Origin of the sequence: Kitasatospora sp. NPDC127067 (genome assembly GCF_042724755.1) — a bacterium.
GTDB lineage: Bacteria > Actinomycetota > Actinomycetes > Streptomycetales > Streptomycetaceae > Kitasatospora > Kitasatospora lactacystinica.
In genome coordinates this window covers 73,990-92,391 of record NZ_JBHXEM010000010.1, presented here as the reverse complement: position 1 = coordinate 92,391, position 18,402 = coordinate 73,990, and the positions used below count along the sequence as shown (strand labels likewise).

18 protein-coding genes are annotated in these 18,402 nt (G+C 74.0%); 6 read left to right on the top strand and 12 right to left on the bottom strand.

Translation table 11 applies throughout. The annotated features are described in order from the left end of the window. The first annotated feature begins 221 nt into the window (after positions 1–221). Positions 222–794 (top strand): PPA1309 family protein, encoded by a 573-nt coding sequence (locus ACFWJ4_RS06715; protein ID WP_359908408.1) that lies wholly within the window; start codon positions 222–224, stop codon positions 792–794. A gap of 62 nt (positions 795–856) precedes the next feature. Here the strand turns inward: ACFWJ4_RS06715 and ACFWJ4_RS06710 are convergent, their stop codons facing one another. From ACFWJ4_RS06710 to ACFWJ4_RS06695, 4 genes are all read right to left on the bottom strand, one after another. Then, positions 857–1,966, bottom strand: a complete 1,110-nt coding sequence (locus ACFWJ4_RS06710; RefSeq protein WP_359908403.1) for a PDZ domain-containing protein — start codon at positions 1,964–1,966, stop codon at positions 857–859. A gap of 42 nt (positions 1,967–2,008) precedes the next feature. Next, positions 2,009–2,200, bottom strand: a complete 192-nt coding sequence (locus ACFWJ4_RS06705; protein ID WP_359908400.1) for a hypothetical protein — start codon at positions 2,198–2,200, stop codon at positions 2,009–2,011. A 212-nt stretch (positions 2,201–2,412) separates the two neighbouring features. Further along, on the bottom strand, positions 2,413–2,853 hold the full coding sequence (locus tag ACFWJ4_RS06700; RefSeq protein WP_359908397.1) for a molybdenum cofactor biosynthesis protein MoaE: 441 nt from the start codon (positions 2,851–2,853) through the stop codon (positions 2,413–2,415). Between the two features lie 182 nt (positions 2,854–3,035). Next, complete coding sequence (locus tag ACFWJ4_RS06695) at positions 3,036–4,184, bottom strand: NAD-dependent epimerase/dehydratase family protein (protein WP_359908394.1); 1,149 nt, start codon at positions 4,182–4,184, stop codon at positions 3,036–3,038. Between the two features lie 199 nt (positions 4,185–4,383). Here ACFWJ4_RS06695 and ACFWJ4_RS06690 point away from each other — a divergent pair, with 199 nt between their 5' ends. Together ACFWJ4_RS06690 and ACFWJ4_RS06685 are read left to right on the top strand one after the other, a co-directional pair. Beyond that, positions 4,384–5,904: a zinc-dependent metalloprotease gene (locus ACFWJ4_RS06690; RefSeq protein ID WP_380539992.1), complete on the top strand. Its 1,521-nt coding sequence runs from the start codon at positions 4,384–4,386 to the stop codon at positions 5,902–5,904. Beyond that, on the top strand, positions 5,901–6,503 hold the full coding sequence (locus ACFWJ4_RS06685; protein ID WP_380539989.1) for an NUDIX hydrolase: 603 nt from the start codon (positions 5,901–5,903) through the stop codon (positions 6,501–6,503). Before ACFWJ4_RS06690 ends, ACFWJ4_RS06685 begins: the two co-directional genes overlap by 4 nt. Positions 6,504–6,623: 120 nt before the next feature. On the opposite strand, the gene ACFWJ4_RS06680 is transcribed toward ACFWJ4_RS06685, so the two are convergent. Next, entirely contained in the window at positions 6,624–7,361 is a 738-nt protein-coding gene (locus ACFWJ4_RS06680; RefSeq protein ID WP_380539986.1) for a M48 family metallopeptidase, read from the bottom strand. A gap of 255 nt (positions 7,362–7,616) precedes the next feature. Between ACFWJ4_RS06680 and ACFWJ4_RS06675 the strand changes: the two genes are divergently transcribed. Both ACFWJ4_RS06675 and ACFWJ4_RS06670 read left to right on the top strand, forming a co-directional pair. Beyond that, positions 7,617–8,705 carry a ThiF family adenylyltransferase gene (locus tag ACFWJ4_RS06675; protein WP_380539983.1) on the top strand — a complete coding sequence of 363 codons (1,089 nt, stop codon included), beginning with the start codon at positions 7,617–7,619 and terminating at the stop codon, positions 8,703–8,705. Between the two features lie 227 nt (positions 8,706–8,932). Continuing rightward, positions 8,933–10,315: an ABC1 kinase family protein gene (locus tag ACFWJ4_RS06670; RefSeq protein WP_380539981.1), complete on the top strand. Its 1,383-nt coding sequence runs from the start codon at positions 8,933–8,935 to the stop codon at positions 10,313–10,315. A 120-nt stretch (positions 10,316–10,435) separates the two neighbouring features. On the opposite strand, the gene ACFWJ4_RS06665 is transcribed toward ACFWJ4_RS06670, so the two are convergent. The 4 genes from ACFWJ4_RS06665 to ACFWJ4_RS06650 all read right to left on the bottom strand — a co-directional run bounded on the left by ACFWJ4_RS06665 (position 10,436) and on the right by ACFWJ4_RS06650 (position 14,366). Beyond that, positions 10,436–10,834, bottom strand: a complete 399-nt coding sequence (locus ACFWJ4_RS06665; protein ID WP_380358895.1) for a hypothetical protein — start codon at positions 10,832–10,834, stop codon at positions 10,436–10,438. Beyond that, the gene (locus tag ACFWJ4_RS06660) at positions 10,831–11,199 is read right to left on the bottom strand and encodes a WhiB family transcriptional regulator (RefSeq protein WP_380358898.1); all 369 of its coding nucleotides are present in this window, start codon (positions 11,197–11,199) and stop codon (positions 10,831–10,833) included. Before ACFWJ4_RS06660 ends, ACFWJ4_RS06665 begins: the two co-directional genes overlap by 4 nt. Positions 11,200–11,369: 170 nt before the next feature. Continuing rightward, entirely contained in the window at positions 11,370–11,816 is a 447-nt protein-coding gene (locus tag ACFWJ4_RS06655) for a hypothetical protein (RefSeq protein WP_380539978.1), read from the bottom strand. Positions 11,817–12,098: 282 nt separating this feature from the next. After that, positions 12,099–14,366, bottom strand: coding sequence for an ATP-dependent DNA helicase UvrD2 (locus ACFWJ4_RS06650; protein ID WP_380539975.1), 2,268 nt, complete (start codon positions 14,364–14,366; stop codon positions 12,099–12,101). Between the two features lie 164 nt (positions 14,367–14,530). Here ACFWJ4_RS06650 and ACFWJ4_RS06645 point away from each other — a divergent pair, with 164 nt between their 5' ends. After that, complete coding sequence (locus ACFWJ4_RS06645; protein ID WP_030058313.1) at positions 14,531–14,788, top strand: mycoredoxin; 258 nt, start codon at positions 14,531–14,533, stop codon at positions 14,786–14,788. A gap of 41 nt (positions 14,789–14,829) precedes the next feature. Here ACFWJ4_RS06645 and ACFWJ4_RS06640 read toward each other — a convergent pair whose 3' ends face one another. The 3 genes from ACFWJ4_RS06640 to ACFWJ4_RS06630 all read right to left on the bottom strand — a co-directional run bounded on the left by ACFWJ4_RS06640 (position 14,830) and on the right by ACFWJ4_RS06630 (position 18,380). Beyond that, the gene (locus ACFWJ4_RS06640; protein WP_359915373.1) at positions 14,830–15,669 is read right to left on the bottom strand and encodes a GntR family transcriptional regulator; all 840 of its coding nucleotides are present in this window, start codon (positions 15,667–15,669) and stop codon (positions 14,830–14,832) included. A gap of 295 nt (positions 15,670–15,964) precedes the next feature. Further along, positions 15,965–16,906, bottom strand: a complete 942-nt coding sequence (nudC, locus tag ACFWJ4_RS06635; protein WP_359915374.1) for an NAD(+) diphosphatase — start codon at positions 16,904–16,906, stop codon at positions 15,965–15,967. A gap of 70 nt (positions 16,907–16,976) precedes the next feature. Continuing rightward, the gene (locus ACFWJ4_RS06630; protein ID WP_380539973.1) at positions 16,977–18,380 is read right to left on the bottom strand and encodes a dipeptidase; all 1,404 of its coding nucleotides are present in this window, start codon (positions 18,378–18,380) and stop codon (positions 16,977–16,979) included. Positions 18,381–18,402 lie beyond the last annotated feature (22 nt).

Below are 18,402 nucleotides of genomic sequence, written 5' to 3'. Positions count from 1 at the left end.
ACCTCGGCTGTGTCGTCTGAATGGGTCGGTCGTCAGAGAAACTTAACCAGGCTTTGGTCGAGTTCCCACCGTTAGCAGACGGTTACGACGCCGGTCCGCCCCCGGCCGTCCCGGCCGCGGTTCCGGCGGCCCCCGCGGCGGTCGTCGCGGCGCCCCTGCCGACGGCTCCCGCGGCGGGCCGCCCGGCGAGCGGGCCCCGCCCGGCGTGTGAGGATTGAGGCATGTCCGACGCGTCTGATCTGAACAACTCCCCCGACGACGTCTCCAAGCTCCCGGCCGCCACCCCGCTGACCCGGGCCGCGCTGGAGATCGACGAGTACGCATCCACCCTCGGCTGGGACCTCCCGGCCCGGCTGTTCGCCCTGGTGGACAGCGCCGCCCTGCGCAAGGCCAACCCGAAGATCGCCAAGCAGCTCGGCCTCGCCGAGGGCGACGAGGCCGGCCTGACCCCGATCGAGCAGGACGAGCTGCCGGCCGGCATGGAGCTCGACAAGTTCCTCGGCACCATCGCCTGGCCCGACTCGGTGGCCGGCTGCGCCCTGGTCGTCGAGCGCATGATGCTGCCCCCGGGCGCCGAGCAGTCCCGCCCGCGGGGCGCCAGCGACGCCCAGCTCGCCGAGTGGGTGGCCAACCACCCCAAGCGCGAGGAGGTGCGGATCACCGCCGCGGTGCTGCGCGGCGGCAAGAAGGAGATCGCCCTGCGGCTGCGTTCCAAGGACGTCGCCCGCGAGGTGCTGACCGGCCCCGACCTGGTGCCGGGCCTGACCGAGGCACTGCTGGCGACCTTCGCCTGACGCCTTCCCCGCCGGCTCTCCCGGCGGCCGCCCGGCGCCCGCCGGGCGGCCGGCCGGGCCTGTCAGCCGGCGGAGCAGGACGGCAGCGCGGAGGTCTGCCCGGAGCGGACCTGCTCCAGCGACTTCAGCGCGCCGTCCAGCGTGTCCGCCTTGATCAGGGTCAGCCCGGACGGCACGTTCTTGGTCGCCTCGGCGCAGTTCGAGGACGGGGTGAAGAAGTACTCGGCCCCGGCGTCCCGGGCGGCGATCAGCTTCATCGAGATGCCGCCGATCGGGCCGACCTTGCCGTCGTCGTCGATGGTCCCGGTGCCGGCCACGAACTTGCCGCCGGTGAGGTCGCCGCCGGGGGTGAGCTTGTCGATGATGCCGAGCGAGAACATCAGGCCGGCGCTCGGGCCGCCCACGTCCTGCAGGCCGATGTCGATCTGGAACGGGTAGGTGTGCCGCATCCCGGTGCCGATGCCCACCACCGCGAGCTCCGCCCGCTCGGCGGAGGCGTTCGGGTCGAGGTCCTTGGCCCGGACGGTCGGGACGGTGACGTCGGTCTTCCCGCCCTGCGTGGCGGCGCCGTTCGCGTCCTTGACCCGCGGCACGACGGTGAAGACCACCGACTCGCCCGGCTTGTGCTTGGTGACCGCCGCGACCACCTGCTCGACCGAGCCGACCGGCGTGCCGTCCACCGCCACGATCTGGTCCCCCGCGTGCAGCCGGCCCTCGGCCGGGGCGCCCGCGGTGACCGACTTCACGATGAACTCGCTGCCCACCGGGATGCCCAGCTGCTTGAGCGCCGCGGTGCGCGCGCTGTCCTCGGAGGAGGCGAACTCCTCGGCGTTCTGCTTCTTGGCCTCCGCGTCCGACTGCCCCTTGGGGTAGACGTTGTCGTGCGGCACCACCAGCACGTCGTCCCGCAGCCAGCCGACCACCGCGTTGACCAGGCTGGGCTCGTACTTGGCCCCGGTGACCTGGACGGTGGTCATGTTGAGGTGACCGCTCGTCGGGTACGAGTCGTGCCCGCTGATGCTGATCACCGGCTTGCCGCCCTGGTTGCCGAGCGTGTTGTACGTCGGCCCCGGGCTCATCTCCGTGTACGGCACCTTCATCAGCACCGAGACGCAGAGCAGCGCTATGAGCAGCAGGGTGGCAGCGAGCATCGTCGCGGAGCGGCGTGGCATGCCACGACAGTACGGGACGCGCCCGAAGCGGCGCCCGCCGGGCTACCTGCCGGAGCCCTCGCCGGGGGCGGCCGCGCCCGCGGTGGTGCGTTCCATGGCGGCCATGAAACGCCGGTGTTCGGCCAGCGAGGCCGGGTCCCCGGTGGCCCGCGGCGCCCGCTGGGCCCACACCGCCCAGAGGGCGGCGACCAGGACCGCGACCACCGGAATGATCAACCAGGCGAGCGCACCCATGTCAGTACTCCCAGCTCGTCGTGTCTATGAGCAGATTAACCACTCCGGCGGACAACGCGGCCGGCGCCATCCGGGTCACGGGACGGCCGATCGGCTCACTTCCAGGGAGTATTCGGAGCGCCGTCACGGACCCGTTGGAGTGATACCTCGGCGCGCCTGACCCGACCGACGCACGAGGTGTGCCGATCGGTTCCGTCGCACCGGTCCCGCTCTCAGCAGCCGCCGGCGCCGACCCACTCCTCCCCGCCGTCGGAGAAGACCTGGTGCTTCCAGATCGGCACCTCGTGCTTGAGGTCGTCGATCAGCCGACGGGCGGCCGCGAAGGCCTCGCCGCGGTGGGCGCAGGAGACGGCGACGATCACGGCCTTGTCCGTGATCTCCAGCCGGCCCACCCGGTGGACCGCGGCGAGCGCCCGGACCGGGAAGTCGGCGGCCACCTTCTCGGCGATCCGGCGCATCTCCTGCTCGGCGGTGGGGTGGCAGCTGTACTCCAGCGCGGAGACCGACTTGCCGCCGTCGTGGTCCCGGACCGTCCCGACGAAGACGGTGGTGCCGCCGGCCGCGTCGTCGCCGACCGCCTCGTACACCTCGTCCAGCGAGAGCGGGGTGTCGCGGATGGCGAGCAGGCGGATGGGGTCGTGGTTCTCGGACATGACCCCATGATTCCCCATCCGGGACGGGACGGGGCAAGTACTTTCCGCATCACGACGCCGGAATTTCGCATCGTGAGAAGCGTGTGCCGCCCGTCGACCGCCTCCCCACGCCGCCCCGCACCGGCAGGACGGAACCGGCCGATCGGAACCGGCACCGGGGCCGACCGGTCAGGGCCGACCCGTCAGAACCGCCGCCGCTTGCGGGCCCGGCGCACCAGCGCCGCCGTACCCACCAGCGCCACCGTCGCCCCGGCCGCCCCCAGACTGGTCGCCGCCTCCTTGCCGCCCAGCCGGCGACCGGCCACCGCGTGCTTGCCGGACACCTGCTCCAGCAGCTCGGCCAGCACCTGCTCGTTGGTGTGCGCCGGACGCCAGCCCGCCTCGTGCAGCCGGCTGCCGGACACCACCCACGGGTACATCGTGTACGCCAGGTCCCCGGCCGGGGCCGGGGTCAGACCGAGCCGGTGCAGCCGCGCCGCCGTACCGAGCGCCAGCGAGGCCGGCAGCTCCATCCGCCGGATCCCGGACAGCCGCTCCACGTCCTCCTGCTCCAGCCAGCCGTCGCAGCCGACCGTCACCTCGCCCTCGACCAGGCCCAGCGCCGCGTACTCCAGCGCCGCCGCCAGGTCGTCCACGTGGCAGAACTGCCAGCACGGGCGGGAGCCCGCCACCACCAGCAGCCGGGGCGCCTCGAAGTGCCGGGTCAGCACGGTGTCCACGCCGGGGCCCACCACCACGGCCGGGCGCAGCACCGTCACCTGGAGGCCCGGGTGGGCGCGCGGCGCCCGGCGGGCCAGCCGCTCGATCTCCAGCAGGTCCCCGACCAGGGAGGCCTCCTCGGTGGCCCGCAGCTCGGAGTCCTCCGCCAGCGGCACCTCGTTGTCGGCCAGCGCGCCGTAGACCATCGCCGAGGTGCACAGCACCACCCGGTGGACGCCGGCGGCCGCGGCCGCGGTCAGCACCGTCTGGGCGCCGCGCACGTTGTAGGCGCTGCGGGCCCGGGCGTCGGACTCCATGCCGAAGTCCATCGCCAGGTGCACCACCACGTCGACCCCGGCCAGCCGCTCGGCCACCGCCGGGTCGCGGACGTCGAGCACCCGCCACTGCACGCCCGGCACCTCCCCCCGCCGGTCGTCCACGGCGAGGACCTTCCGGACGTGCGGGGAGGCCACCAGCCGGGCGGCGACCCGCTCGCCCAGCACCCCCGCGGCGCCGGTGACCGCCACGGTCAGCGGCCGTCCGCCGTAGGCTGGAGACGGCGACGCCGTGGTGTCCGACGCGTCCTCTCCTCCGGTCAGCCCAGAGCGAACGTCCGAGGGCGGGGAACTCACCGGCCATCCTCCACGGTTAGCTTTATGTGCGTACGGACGTGTGTCACGTACGTCCATCCTGCCCGAGGCGAAGGCCCGGCGGTGCACCCGGCGCGGGCCTGCCGCGCGGGAGCCGCCCCCGAGTCCCCCACTCCGCCGCCGCCCCGGGCGCAGACTTTTCCGCCACACCCGCATGACGGCCGACCGGATCGAGGACCCCGTGAGCGACCTTCCCTTCGGATTCGGCGTTCCGCCCGAGGAGCCCGAGGACGGCAAGGCCAAGCCCGACGACGCGCAGAAGAACGAGAAGAAGGACCAGGAGCAGTCCGGCGGCGGTCCGCAGCCGTTCGGCTTCGGCGGCGGCAACCCCTTCGGCGCGATGTTCGGCATGCCCGGCGCCCCGGGCGGCGCCGGAGCCGACAACCCCTTCGCCGCGATGTTCGGCGGCATGAACCCGGGTGACCTCGGCGCCGCCTTCCAGCAGCTCGGCCAGATGCTCTCGTTCGAGGGCGGCCCGGTGAACTGGGACCTCGCCACGAACATCGCCCGCCAGACCGTGGTCGCCGAGCCCGCCGAGGGCAAGAGCAAGGACCGCTCGGTCAGCGCGGCCGAGCGCTCCGCCGTCGCCGAGGCCGTCCGCCTGGCCGACCTGTGGCTCGACGGCTCCACCGAGTTCCCCTCCGGGGCCGGCACCGCCGTCGCCTGGAGCCGCGCCGAGTGGATCGAGGCCACCCTCCCGGTCTGGAAGGACCTGGTGGACCCGGTCGCCGAGCGGGTCGGCAACGCCATGGGCGGCGTGCTGCCCGAGGAGATGCAGGCCATGGCCGGCCCGCTGATGGGCGTGATGCGCTCGATGGGCGGCGCCATGTTCGGCACCCAGATCGGCCAGGCGCTCGGCGCGCTCGCCGGCGAGGTGGTCGGCTCCTCCGACGTCGGCCTGCCGCTCGCCCCGGCCGGCAAGGCCGCGCTGCTGCCGCAGAACGTCGCCGAGTTCGGCGAGGGCCTGAGCGTGCCCGCCGACGAGGTCCGGCTCTACCTCGCCCTGCGCGAAGCCGCCCACCAGCGGCTCTTCGCCCACGTGCCGTGGCTGCGGGCCCACCTGCTGGGCGCCGTCGAGGCCTACGCGCGCGGCATCAAGGTCGACACCTCCCGGATGGAGGAGCTGGTCGGCCAGCTCGACCCGAGCAACCCGGAGGCGCTGCAGGAGGCGCTGGCCGGCGGCCTGCTCCAGCCCGAGGACACCCCGGAGCAGAAGGCCGCGCTCGCCCGCCTGGAGACCGCGCTCGCGCTGGTCGAGGGCTGGGTCGACGCCGTCGTGCACGCCGCCGCCGAGCCGCGCCTGCCGCAGGCCGGCGCGCTGCGCGAGACCGTCCGCCGCCGCCGCGCGGCCGGCGGGCCCGCCGAGCAGACCTTCGCCACCCTGGTCGGCCTGGAGCTGCGTCCGCGCCGGCTGCGCGACGCCTCCCGGCTCTGGGCGCTGCTCGCCGACGCCCGCGGCATCGAGGGCCGCGACGCGCTCTGGGAGCACCCGGACATGCTGCCCACCGCCGCCGACCTGGACGACCCGGACGCCTTCGTGCACCGGGGCTCCGCCGACGACCTGGAGGGCGGCATCGACTTCGACGCCTTCGACAAGCTGCTCGGCGAGGCCGCGGCCGGCAAGCCCGACCTCACCAAGAAGGACGAGCGGCCGGGGACCGACGAGGACGGCACCGACGGAAAGGGCGAGCCCACCGCATGACGGCGACCGAGAGGCCAGCCACCGGGACGCCCGGCACCGGACTGCACGCGGACGCCGTCCGCGCGCTGACCGGGTGGCGGCCCGCCGACGAGGACCAGGAGCGGCTGCGGCTGGACTACCTGGAGCACCTGGCCGAGCAGCCCGAGGGCCTGTACCGCTCCTGCCTGCCCGCGCACATCACCGCGAGCGCGGCGGTCGTCGACCCGGCCGCCGGGCGGGTGCTGCTCACCCTGCACCCCAAGGTCGGCATGTGGCTCCAGATGGGCGGGCACTGCGAGCCCGGCGACCGCGACCTCGCCTCGGCCGCGCTGCGCGAGGCCGTCGAGGAGTCCGGGATCCCCGACCTGGTGCTGCTGGAGAGCGACGGCGCCCCGGTGCCGGCCAAGCTGGACCGGCACCTGGTCCGCTGCACCGGCAAGGACCGGCCGGAGAACACCCACCTGGACGTCCAGTACATCGCGCTGGCCCCGGCCGGCGCGCAGGCGCTGATCAGCGAGGAGTCGCTGGACCTGCGCTGGTTCGACTACGACCGGCTGCCGGAGCTCACCGACCACTCGGTGCGCGACCTGGTGGCCCGGGCACGGCAGCTGACCGGCTGAGGTGCGACACCGGAAGGGGGCGCGGAGCCTATTGGCCCGCGCCCCCTTCCGTCGTTCCTCCGGTCGGACCGGCCGGGCTCCGGCCGGGTGCGCACCCTCCCCGCCCGCACCGCCGCGGCCTCAGCCGCAGGAGGAGTCCGGGTCCGGCCCGGACGGATCCGGGGCCGCGTGCCGCGCGCCGGGGATGTGCGGCAGCCGGGCGGCGGAGACCACGCCCTCCAGGTAGCCGCGGGCCCGCTCGGTCCGCGGGTAGGACTCCAGCAGGGCCCAGAACGCCGGGCCGTGGTCCGGCACCAGCAGGTGCGCCAGCTCGTGCAGCAGCACGTAGTCCAGCACGTACTCCGGCATGCCCTGGAGCCGGTGGGAGAGGCGGATCGTCCCCTCGCTGGGGGTGCAGGAGCCCCAGCGGGAATTCTGGTTGGTGACCCAGCGGACCTGGCTGGGCCGGGCGCGACCGTCCAGGTAGGCGCCCGACAGCTCGCGGGCCCGGGTCATCAGGGCCTCGTCACCGGGGGTCCGCCGGGACTCCTGGGCGGCGAGCTTCTCCAGCATCTGCGCGACCCAGCGCTGCTCCTCGGCGTACGACATCCGGGCCGGGATCAGCACGACGGTGCGGTCGCCCTCGCGGTAGGCGGAGACCGTACGGCTGCGGCGGGCGCTGCGGCGCACCTCGACCCGGCCGCGGTCGTGCGCCTCGGGGGCCCCCGCGCCGGAGGGCGGCGGCTGCGGTGGAGCCGGCCTCGGCTGCTGCCGCTGGTCGGGGCGCCCGCGTGTGTTCGGCGCCGCGACCTGCGACCCGGACGCTGCGCGGGCACGCCGACGCGACGCCGGTGGATGGGAGTCCCGCTCGGCTGCCATGGCACACGACGTTACCCGGTACCACGGACAGAAGTCCGCTGCCGTGGCCGGAATCTTTCATGGAGTGATCGGGAACGAAAAGTCGACAGCGGGTGTCTGGAAACCGACGCCGGAGGGGATGGCCGGTTATCCACAGGGCGCGCGAACGGATGGTGCGATCATGCGCACGGCCCTGTGGACAACCTTCCGCACGACGTCGGCGCGATGGGGCAAGCTGCGGTCGGCCGTCCGGAAACGATCGGAAGGGAGATCGTCGTGCGCCTCGCCCTCAAACCCGCGCTGTCCCGCAGCTGGCGGGACCCGCAGACCCTGCAGTTCGGCACCGTCACCCGCTTCGCCGGGGTGCTCGGCAACGCCGACAAGACCCTCTGCGACTTCCTCGCGCTGCTCGACGGGACACGGGAGCGACCGGAGCTCCTGACCGAGGGCGAACGCATCGGGCTCGGCCGCGAACCGGCCGACACCCTGCTCACCGGCCTGGAGGAGACCGGCCTGCTGGACGACGCGGAGGCCGACCGCCGCGCCCTGGCCCGCTTCCCCCCGCAGCAGCGGGACCTGCTCGGCCCCGACCTCGCCTCGCTCTCCCTGGTCCACTCCGGGCCGGGCGCCGCACCGGCGGTCCTCGGCCGCCGGGCCGACGCGCGGATCGAGGTGCGCGGCGCGGGCCGGGTCGGCGCCGCCGTCGCGGCGGTGCTCGCGGCGGGCGGCACCGGCACGGTCACGGTCGCGGACCGCGGCCGGGTGAAGCCGGAGGACTGCTCCCCCGCCGGGCTGCCGCCCGGGGACGTCGGACGGCTGCGCTCGACGGCGGCCCGGGAGGCGGTGCAGCGGGCCACCGGCCGGCCGCCGGCGCCCCTGCCCCGGCGCCGCACCGGGGAGCCGCCACCGGACTTCGTGGTCCTCGCGCCGCGGGACGGCAGCGCCGCCTTCGCCGGCGGGACGTACGAGGCCCGGCTGCTGCTGCGGGCCGGGGTGCCGCACCTCTACGTGGGCGTGGTCGAGGAGTTCGGCGTCGTCGGACCGCTGGTGATCCCCGGGGTGTCCGCCTGCGGGCACTGCCTGGTGCTGCGCCGGGAGGACGAGGACGCCGCCTGGCCCCGGGTCCTGGCCCAGCTCGCCGACGGAGGCCCCGGACGGGCCCGGACCCCGGCCTGCGACACGGCGCTGGCGACGGCGGTCGCCGGGCTGGCGGCGCTGCACGTCCAGGTGTTCCTGGACGGCGGCCGGCCGCCGAGCGTGGACGGCTGGTGCGAGGTCTCGGCCGGGGACGGCATGCCGAGGCGCCTGCGGCTGCGCGGGCACCCCGACTGCGGCTGCCTGTGGCAGCCGCTGCCGCCGGGGTGAGGAGCCCCGGAGGAAGCCGTCCGGCCCCGCGCGGGAAGTCGGCCGAGCCGACTTCCGGCGCGGAACCACCGGCCCCCACCGGACCAAGCCACCCAACTCCCCGCAAAGCGCGGGCACTCCCGGCCCCGCCCCACGGAATTCCGAGGGGCACGCAGCAGGGAGCGGGCACAATGGCGTAGAGATGGTCGGCCGCCCGGAACCGGGGGGCCGGGGAATGGAGGCCCGGGGTGAGCGATCTTCCGCGCAAGGCAATGACCCGCACGGCACGGCTCGCCGCCCTGCCGCTGGGGATAGCCGGCCGCGCCACGCTCGGCCTGGGCAAGCGGATCGGCGGCCGCTCCGCCGAGGTCGTCACCGCCGAGCTCCAACAGGCCACCGCGGACCAGCTGTTCAAGGTCCTCGGCGAACTCAAGGGCGGGGCGATGAAGTTCGGGCAGGTGCTGTCCGTCTTCGAGGCAGCGCTGCCGGAGGAGGTGGCCGGGCCGTACCGGGCGGCGCTCACCAAGCTCCAGGACGCCGCTCCCCCGATGCCCGCCGCCAAGGTGCACACCGCGCTCGCCCAGCGGCTCGGCGACTCCTGGCGCGAGCTGTTCCGGGAGTTCGACGACCGGCCCTCGGCCGCCGCCTCGATCGGCCAGGTGCACAAGGCGGTCTGGCACGACGGCCGCACGGTCGCCGTCAAGGTGCAGTACCCGGGCGCGGGCGACGCCCTGCTCGCGGACCTCTCGCAGCTGAGCCGGGTGGCCTGGCTGCTGGGACCGCTGATCCCCGGGCTGGACATCAAGCCGCTGATCACCGAGCTGCGCGAGCGCGTCTCGGAGGAGCTGGACTACGAGCTGGAGGCGCAGGCCCAGCGCCGGCACGCCGAGGAGTTCACGGACGACCCGGACATCGTGGTGCCGGGCGTGGTGGCCCAGGCCGACCAGGTGCTGGTCACCGAGTGGATGGGCGGCACCCCGCTGGCCGAGGTGATCGCGGGCGGCACCCAGGAGGAGCGCGACCGCGCCGGGCAGCTGCTGGCCCGGTTCCTGTTCGCGGGCCCGTCCCGGACGGGGCTGCTGCACGCGGACCCGCACCCGGGCAACTTCCGGCTGCTGAAGGACGACGGCCCGGCGTCGGGCTGGCGGCTGGGCGTGCTGGACTTCGGCACCGTGGACCGGCTGCCCGGCGGGCTGCCCGCACCGATCGGGGCCTCGCTGCGGATGGCGTTGGCCGGGGACGCGGCCGGGGTGCTCCGGATGCTGCGCGAGGAGGGTTTCGTGAAGCCCTCGATCCGGCTCGATCCGGACGCGGTGCTGGACTACCTGCTGCCGATCATCGAGCCGGCCGCGGTGGAGAACTTCCACTTCACCCGGACCTGGATGCGCTCCCAGGCGGCCCGGATCGCCGATCCGCGCTCGCCCGCCTACAACCTGGGCAAGCAGCTGAACCTGCCGCCCGCGTACCTGCTGATCCACCGGGTGACGCTGAGCACCATCGGGGTGCTCTGCCAGCTGGGCGCCAAGGCGCCGTTCCGCGCCGAGATGCTGGCGTGGCTGCCCGAGTTCGCCGATCACCCGTCGGCAGGGCCGGCCGAGCCCGCCGAGACCGCCCGGGTCCGCGAGGACTGACCCCGGCACCGCGACAACGGCCGCAGGCCGCTCCCCGACGACGGGGAGCGGCCTGCGGCACGACGGGGGTGGACCGGGGTCCGGGAGGGGCCTGTCGAGGACGGCCCCGGGCCGAAGGCCCTACATCAGTGCGACGGCGAGCGCCTTGCGGGCCCGCATCGAGGCCCGCTCGGCCCGCTGCCTGAGCCTGCGGGCCCGGGCGACCCGGTTGACGAGCCGTTGGTTCTCGGCCTCGTGCAGCCTGTCTTGCATATGGGCACGGGCCAGGGATTCGTGGAGGAGTTGCATTTCGAGGATCCTGTTCTGGGTCTGACGTTCGGTGGCCTGCTCGGCGCGGGCGGTGGGATCGACGGCGGCGGGGTTCATGTGGTGGTCCTGCTCGTGGTGCTTGCTCGGGAACGGGATGCGGGCTGCGGCGTCGGCCTTGGCGGCGGCGATCCGCACGGATCGGCGGAGGGCGCTGTCCAGCGGGGGCTGCTCTCCCCGGCGGACGACCCTGGCGCCGTGGGCGGGGTTCACGCCATGACCTCGGTCTTGCGCGGACGGCCACGGGGACGCTTGCGGGCCACGACGACGCCCTGGACGAACAGCTCGCCACCCCAGACGCCCCACGGCTCGCGCCGCTCCAGGGCGCCGGCCAGGCAGGCCTCCTTCACCGGGCAGGTGCCGCAGAGGGACTTCGCGTACTCGACGTCGGCCGGCGTCTCGGCGAAGAAGACCTCGGGGTCGAAGGCGCGGCAGGGGATGGGGAGACCGAGGGACTCGGCCTGCTCGATCGAGCTGAGCTGCATGGAAGGAACCTCCGGGGGGTCGGCCTGGTCGGCCTGGGTGATCTGGCTTGTCGGCGGTACGGACGGGGTGGGCGGTGTGATGACCGTGGACACTGTGGGCGTCTTCCTCGTCTTTTCTCAGTGGTTCCGGCCCAGGTGACTGGTGGTGCTGGGCCGGAGGCCCCGGAGGGCCTGGGTGGTCTTGCGTACCGGACAAAACAGAAGGGCCGCGGATCCCGGTGTGACGGGTTCCGCGGCCCTGGAGGTGCCGACCTGAGGCTGGCTCAGGTTCGTTCTCTCCAGGGTTCAGGGCCGCGGAAGGCCCACATCCGGACGGCCTCGGCGCCGGTAAAGGCGGCCATGGCCTGGTTAATCTGCTGCTCGTTCTGCTTCTGGGCGTTTTCGGCACCGATGACCTGCGCATAGCCGCCATGCATGGCGACGGCTACGGCCGCCTTCGGTGCCTGGGTCGGTCGCTCGTCGCGCAGGGAGCACGGCGTGCCGAACGAGGCCCAGCCCCGGGACAGACCGGTCTCGACAGTGGTGCCGTCGACGCTCCTGCTGCCCGTGAGGCACAGATCAGTGTGTCCAGGACCACTGACAACGGGGGCGACGGAGACACCGGTGGTGTCGAGACCCAGACCGGTTCCACCGAGCTCGGCGAGCGCCCGCAGACGGGCGGCACGCAGGGAGGCAGCGACAACGGTCTGGCCAGTCATTTTGGTGATCATGATGTTTCCCACTGTCTTCGCCTCCTCTCGGCGTCTCGCGGAGCCTGGTCTCCCCGGCTCCGAATGTTCGGATGTCTGTCTCGGTAAAGCTGTGGTGAAGCTCTCGGGCGAGGGGCATCAGCACAGGTTTCACCCCGTGCGACCGCGTCCCCTTGACCGCTCCGGCAGGCTATTGCGCTCCCGGTACGCGGCGCAAACTATTTTTCACGCGAGTTCTTCGGCACGTCACACAACGGGTTCCGAAACCCTCGAAGCGGCCTCCTGGACCACGCCCGGACCGGCTCAGGCCGGATCGTCCGAACCGCCGTCCTCGACGTCGTCCGGGTCCTCCTCGGGCTCCTCCCCCGCACACAACGAGAGCACGGCCGCCCCGTACTTGTCCAGCTTCAGGGCGCCGACCCCGGAGATGGCGGCCAGCTCCCCGCGGCCGGCGGGCACGTCCTCGGCGATCGCCATCAGCGTGGCGTCGGTGAACACCACGTAGGCCGGCGCGCCCTGCTTCTTCGCCTGCCGGGCCCGCCACTCGCGCAGCCGCTCGTACAGCCCCTCGTCCATCGTGGACGGGCAGCTCTCGCAGCGGCGCAGCTTGCGCTCGACGGCCTCGGTGAGCACCTTGTCGCAGACCCGGCACTTGACCGGTCCGCGGACCCGCCGCGCGGCGGAGCGCTCGCCGGGCTCGACGCCCCCTCGCCCGCCGCGCACGCCGGTGCGCGCGCCGGGAGCCGTGGAGCCGGGGCGCAGCCCGTCCAGGAAGCGGCTGGGCTTGCGGCTCGCCCGGCCGCCCGGGGAGCGGGAGAGCGCCCAGGAGAGGCTGAGGTGCTTGCGGGCGCGGGTGACGCCGACGTAGAGGAGGCGGCGCTCCTCCTCGACCTGCTCGTCGGTCTTGGCGTAGATGATCGGCAGGGTGCCCTCGGTGAGGCCGACCAGGAAGACGGCGTCCCATTCGAGGCCCTTGGCGGCGTGCAGCGAGGCGAGCGTGACGCCCTCGACGGCCGGGGCGTGCTGGGCCGCGGCGCGGGCGTCCAGCTCGGCGACGTAGGCCGAGAGGTCGGTGCCCTGGCCGGCCTCGGTGCGGGTGCGCTCGAACTCCTCGGCCAGCCGGACGAGGGCGGCCAGCGACTCCCAGCGGTCCCGGACGGCGCCGGAGCCGGCCGGGGGCTCGGCGGTGAAGCCGCGGGTGGCCAGCACCGCGCGGACCTGGCCGGCCAGGTCCGGGGCGTCGTCGGTGAGCGGGTCGGAGGCGGCCCGGGCGGCGCCGCGCAGCAGCACGCCGGCGTCCCGGACCTCGGGGCGTTCGAAGAACCGTTCCGCGCCCTTGAGCTGGTAGGGGACGTTGAGGTCGGCGAGGGCCTGCTCGTAGACCTCGGACTGGCCGTTGGTGCGGAACAGCACCGCGATCTCGCTGGCGCGCACGCCGGCGGCGAGCAGCTCCTTGATCCGGCGGGCGGTGGTCTCGGCCTCGGTGGGCTCGTCCTCGTACTCGGTGTAGACCGGTTCGGGGCCGGCCTCGCGCTGGGAGACGAGTTCCAGGCGGTGCCGGGCGGCCTCGCCGCGGGCCTGGGAGAGCAGCCCGTTGGCGAGGTGGACGACCTGGGGGGTGGAGCGGTAGTCGCGGACCAGCTTGACCACCGTCGCCCCGGGGTGCCGGTTGCGGAAGTTGAGCAGGTAGTCGGGCGTGGCGCCGGTGAAGGAGTAGATGGTCTGGCTGGCGTCGCCGACGACGCAGAGGCTGGCGCCGCCGTCCGGGCCGGTCCACCGGTCGAGCAGGCGCTGCTGGAGCGGGGAGACGTCCTGGTACTCGTCGACGGTGAAGTGCCGGTACTGGGAGCGGACCTGGTCGGCGATGTCCGGGCGGTCCTCCAGGATCGCGGCGGTGAGCAGCAGGACGTCCTCGAAGTCCATGCTGCCGCGGCGGCTCTTGGCCTCCTCGTAGACGCGGTAGACCTGGGCGGTCTCGGCCGGGTCGCGGGGTGCCTCGCGGCCGGACTTGGCGACGGCCACCGGGTAGTCCTCGGGGGCGATCTGGGTGACCTTGGCCCATTCGATCTCGGCGGTGAGGTCGCGCAGTTCGGTGCGCTGGACGCGCAGGCCGCAACGGCCGGCCGCCTCGGCCACCAGCTGGACCTTGCGTTCCAGGAGCTGGGGCACGGGGCCGCCGACGGCGCGCGGCCAGAAGTACTGGAGCTGGCGCAGCGCGGCGGCGTGGAAGGTGCGGGCCTGGACGCCCTCGGCGCCGAGCTGGCGCAGCCGGCCGCGCATCTCGCCGGCCGCGCGGGCGGTGAAGGTCACGGCGAGGACCTGCTGGGGGTGGTAGACGCCGCTGCTCACGCCGTAGGCGATCCGGTGGGTGATGGCGCGGGTCTTGCCGGTGCCGGCGCCGGCCAGGACGCAGACCGGGCCCTGCAGGGCGGTGGCGACGGCGCGCTGCTCGGGGTCGAGCCCGGCGAGCACGGCGTCCGGGCCCGTCGCGGCGCCGGGGTCGGCCCAGGGGGAGCCGTGGGGGCCGTCGTAGGGGCTGCCGCTCAAGAGGTCTTCCTGCATGCGTTCCATCCTCTCAGCCCGGTGGGACATCGCGGAGGGGGTTGTCCACAGGCCCGGTGCGATCGCAGGATGATCGCTCCGTACGACGGTCGATGGCCTACCGGAATGCCCGCCGCCCGGTGGACGTTGCCTCCGGAGACCGTACGCACCTCTCTTTCGAAGGAGCCCCCCCGATGTCCGGCACCGTGACGATGTACAGCACGACCTGGTGTGGGTACTGCAACCGACTCAAGAGCCAGCTGGAGCGCGAAGGCATCGGCTACACCGAGATCAACATCGAGGAGGACCCGGCGTCGGCGTCCTTCGTCGAGTCGGTGAACAACGGCAACCAGACCGTTCCGACGGTGCTGGTGACGCCGGCCGGCGGCGGCGAGCGGGTCGTCATGACGAACCCGAGCCTGCTGCAGGTCAAGAAGGCCCTGGCGGCCTGAGGCCGCCGGGTCCGGCCCGGGCCGCCGGGGGCCGGCGCGCGTCACGGCGCGTCGGCCCGGGCCGGGTCGACGGGCGCGGCGGGGGCGGGCAGGGTGGTGCGGGCGCCGAGGTCGCCGACGCCGTAGACGAGCCTGCTGCGGTCGGCCGAGTAGCGGGTCTCGATGACCCGGACGGGCCCGCGCCGGTCGTAGGTGACGCGGGTCTGCACCATCAGCGGCACCCCGGGGCCGCCCTGGAACCACTGGGCCTCCTCGGGGCCGGGCATCCGCGCGACCAGGTGGTCCACGGCGCCGATCTCGGTGCGTCCGAGGGTGGCGAGCACCGCCTCGTCGCCGCCCTCGACGGGGTCGGGCTCCATGAGCGGGGTGCCGGCGGCGAGGCCGGCCCGGTAGTGGCTCTCCTCGATGGAGTACGGCTCGCGGTCGAGCAGCCGCAGCTGGCGGCGGACCACGATGGCCTCGCCGGGGCGCAGTCCGAGCCGTTCGGCGATGTCCACCCGGGCCCGGACGATCATCATCTCGAAGTCGGTGCCGAGTTCCCGTCCGGCCTCGGCGGCCTCGCCGAGGTAGACGGCGGAGGGCGCGGCGAGGCAGTCGCGCGGCGCGGGGGTCAGGCCGGGCCCGTAGGCGCGGTGGTCCAGGACGGGGTGTTCGCGCAGGTAGGTGCCCTTGCCCTGGAGGCGGACCAGGCGGCCCTCGTTGACCAGGACGTCGACGGCGAGCCGGACGGTGTTGCGGGCGACGCCGTACTGGCGCTCCAGTTCGCTCTCGACCGGCAGGGCCGCGTCGGCGGTGAACTCGCCCTCGGCGATCCGGCGGCGCAGGTCGGCGGCGAGGCGCTGGTATTTGGGGGATTGGGCGGTGCCCCGGGGGATTGTCACCCTCGTGAATGTAGCGAGCACGGCGAGCCGGTTTCAGCCGTTTCCGGCAATATCGTCCGCGCGGGTTGACTTCGGAGCCCTGCGAGCCCCTCCCGGTAGCAGAACTGGCCCGTCCGGATACGAACAGCTGGTCGTGGCGAATTCGGGAAGGGATTGCGGAGTAAAAGGGGGGCGCGCGGAATTCTCCACGCGCCCCCTTGGTCCGAGCCCCATTCGGGCGGGCCGCTTTCGGGCCGACCACTTCGTACGGACCGCTTCGTACGGACCGCTTCGGGCGGACCGCTTCACCGCAGGGCTACCAGCGCGCCGCCGAGGGCAGCGGCTCCCCGTACCAGAGCTCGACCAGGTGCCGGGCGATCGAGATGCCGGACGGCGGCAGGATCTCGCCCGCCTCCATCCCGGCCCGCAGCTCCTCGCGGGAGAACCAGCGCGCCTCGGCCAGCTCCTCGCCGTCCACGGTGATCTCGGTGCCGCCGGGCAGCGCCCGGCCCAGGAAGCCGAGCATCAGGCTGGACGGGAACGGCCAGGGCTGGCTGGCGACGTAGCGCACCTCGCCGACCCGCACGCCCGCCTCCTCCTGCACCTCGCGGGCCACCGCCTGCTCGATCGACTCCCCCGGCTCGACGAAGCCGGCCAGCGTGGACCAGCGGCCCTCCGGCCACAGCGCCTGGCGGCCGAGCAGGCAGCGGTCCTGCTCGTCGGTGATCACCATGATCACCGCCGGGTCGGTGCGCGGGTAGTGCTCGGCCGCGCAGGAGGTGCAGCGCCGCACGTGCCCGGCGCCGGCCTTCTCGGTCGGGTGCCCGCAGCGCGAGCAGAAGCTGTGCAGCCGGTGCCAGTGCTCCAGCGCCACCGCGTGCACCAGCAGCCCGGCGTCCCGGTCGGACAGCAGCCCGCCGACCTCGCGCAGCCCGGCCGGGCGGGCGTCGCCGTCCAGGCGCCCGGGCAGGCTCTCGCCCGCGAGCGCGAAGTACGAGACGCCGTCCTCGTCGGTGCCCAGGAAGTACCGGTCGCCGGTCTGCGGCGCCTCGAAGGAGGGCATCAGTACGAGTTCGGTGCCCTGCGCGGTGTCGACCACGAACGCCTCGCCGCCCGCGATCGGCAGGACCCGGGTGCTCGGGTGGCTCCAGGCCGCCGCCAGCCAGGGCTCGTCGAGGCGGTGCTCGGCCGCCCGGTCCACCCCGGACCGGGCCAGTGCCAGGTGCAGCGGGCGCTCGGTCTCAGGCACGGTGCTCACGTCTGTTCCATCCCCACGTGGTGAATCATCCGGATGAGTGATCTGGCTGCCATAGTGCTCGAACCCGGGGTCATGCCCCCGGCCGGAAGTTCTCCGCCAGGTCGCCCCAGAGGTACGCGGCGGTCTCCACGCCCTTGACCAGCAGGTCCAGCTCGACCTTCTCGTTGACCGAGTGCCAGCCGTCCGAGGGCACCGAGATGCCGAGGAACAGCACCGGCGCGCCCAGCACGTCCTGGAGGTCGGCGGCGGGGCCGGAACCGCCCTCGCGGGTGAAGAGGATCTTCTGGCCGAAGGCCCGCCCCATCGCCCGGACGGTGGACTGGAGCGCCGGGTGGTCCAGCGGGGTCAGGCAGGGCCGGGTCGCGCCCGGGAAGACCAGTTCGTACCGGACGCCCGCGGGCACCCGCTCGGCCACCCAGGCCCGCACCGCCTCGCGGACCTTCTCCACCTCCTGTCCGGCGACCAGCCGGAAGGACAGCTTGAGGTGTGCCGAGGCGGGGACGATGGTCTTGCCGCCGGGGCCGGTGTAGCCGCCCCAGATGCCGTTGACCTCGGCGGTCGGGCGGGCCCAGATCCGCTCCAGGGTGGAGTAGCCGGCCTCGCCGCGGGTGCCGTACGACTTGGCGACCCGCAGCCACTGCTCCTCGTCGAAGGGCAGCTCGGCGAACAGCTCGCGCTCGGTATCGGTCAGTTCGACGACGCCGTCGTAGAACCCCGGGATCGCGACCCTGCGGTCGGCGTCGTGCAGGCCGGCGGCCAGCTCCGCCGCGACCTGGGCCGGGTTGGGGACGGCGCCGCCGAAGGACCCGGAGTGGATGTCGGTGTCCGGCCCGTACAGGTCGATCTGGGCGTCGGCCAGGCCGCGCATGCCGGTGCAGACGGTCGGCGTGGTCGCGGACCACATGCCGGTGTCCGAGATGACCACCACGTCGGCGGCCAGCCGCCCGGCCTCGCGCCGGACCAGCTCGGCGAAGTTCGGCGAGCCGGACTCCTCCTCGCCCTCGATCAGCAGCTTGAGGTTGACGGCCGGCGCGGTGCGGCCGGTGGCGGCCAGGTGGGCGCGCACGCCCAGGGTGTGGAAGAACACCTGGCCCTTGTCGTCGGCGGCGCCGCGCGCGTACAGCCGGCCGTCGACCACGGTCGGGGTGAACGGCTCGGTCTCCCAGCCGTCCTCCCGCGCCGCGGGCTGCACGTCGTGGTGCCCGTAGACCAGGACGGTCGGCGCGGACGGGTCCCCGGAGGGCCACTCGGCGAACACCGCGGGCAGGCCTTCGGTCTCCCACACCTCGGTCACCGGGAAGCCGGTCTCGCCGAGCTTGGCGGCCAGCCACTCGGCCGAGCGCCGCACGTCGCCGGCCCGGTCCGGATCGGCCGAGACCGAGGGGATGGCCAGCCACTCGGCGAGGTCGGCGAGGAAGGCGGCCTGGTGCCGGTCGATGTAGGAGCGGACGGCGCTGTCCGGGGTTCTCGTCATACCGACGACTGTAGTTCGCCCG

What these genes read in the sequence shown, in the direction of transcription:
- ACFWJ4_RS06715 (WP_359908408.1), top strand. Translation starts at nt 222, where the DNA reads ATGTCCGACGCGTCTGATCTGAACAACTCCCCCGACGACGTCTCCAAG.
- ACFWJ4_RS06710 (WP_359908403.1), bottom strand. Translation starts at nt 1,966, where the DNA reads ATGCCACGCCGCTCCGCGACGATGCTCGCTGCCACCCTGCTGCTCATA.
- ACFWJ4_RS06705 (WP_359908400.1), bottom strand. Translation starts at nt 2,200, where the DNA reads ATGGGTGCGCTCGCCTGGTTGATCATTCCGGTGGTCGCGGTCCTGGTC.
- ACFWJ4_RS06700 (WP_359908397.1), bottom strand. Translation starts at nt 2,853, where the DNA reads ATGTCCGAGAACCACGACCCCATCCGCCTGCTCGCCATCCGCGACACC.
- ACFWJ4_RS06685 (WP_380539989.1), top strand. Translation starts at nt 5,901, where the DNA reads ATGACGGCGACCGAGAGGCCAGCCACCGGGACGCCCGGCACCGGACTG.
- ACFWJ4_RS06680 (WP_380539986.1), bottom strand. Translation starts at nt 7,361, where the DNA reads ATGGCAGCCGAGCGGGACTCCCATCCACCGGCGTCGCGTCGGCGTGCC.
- ACFWJ4_RS06655 (WP_380539978.1), bottom strand. Translation starts at nt 11,816, where the DNA reads ATGATCACCAAAATGACTGGCCAGACCGTTGTCGCTGCCTCCCTGCGT.
- ACFWJ4_RS06650 (WP_380539975.1), bottom strand. Translation starts at nt 14,366, where the DNA reads ATGGAACGCATGCAGGAAGACCTCTTGAGCGGCAGCCCCTACGACGGC.
- ACFWJ4_RS06645 (WP_030058313.1), top strand. Translation starts at nt 14,531, where the DNA reads ATGTCCGGCACCGTGACGATGTACAGCACGACCTGGTGTGGGTACTGC.
- ACFWJ4_RS06630 (WP_380539973.1), bottom strand. Translation starts at nt 18,380, where the DNA reads ATGACGAGAACCCCGGACAGCGCCGTCCGCTCCTACATCGACCGGCAC.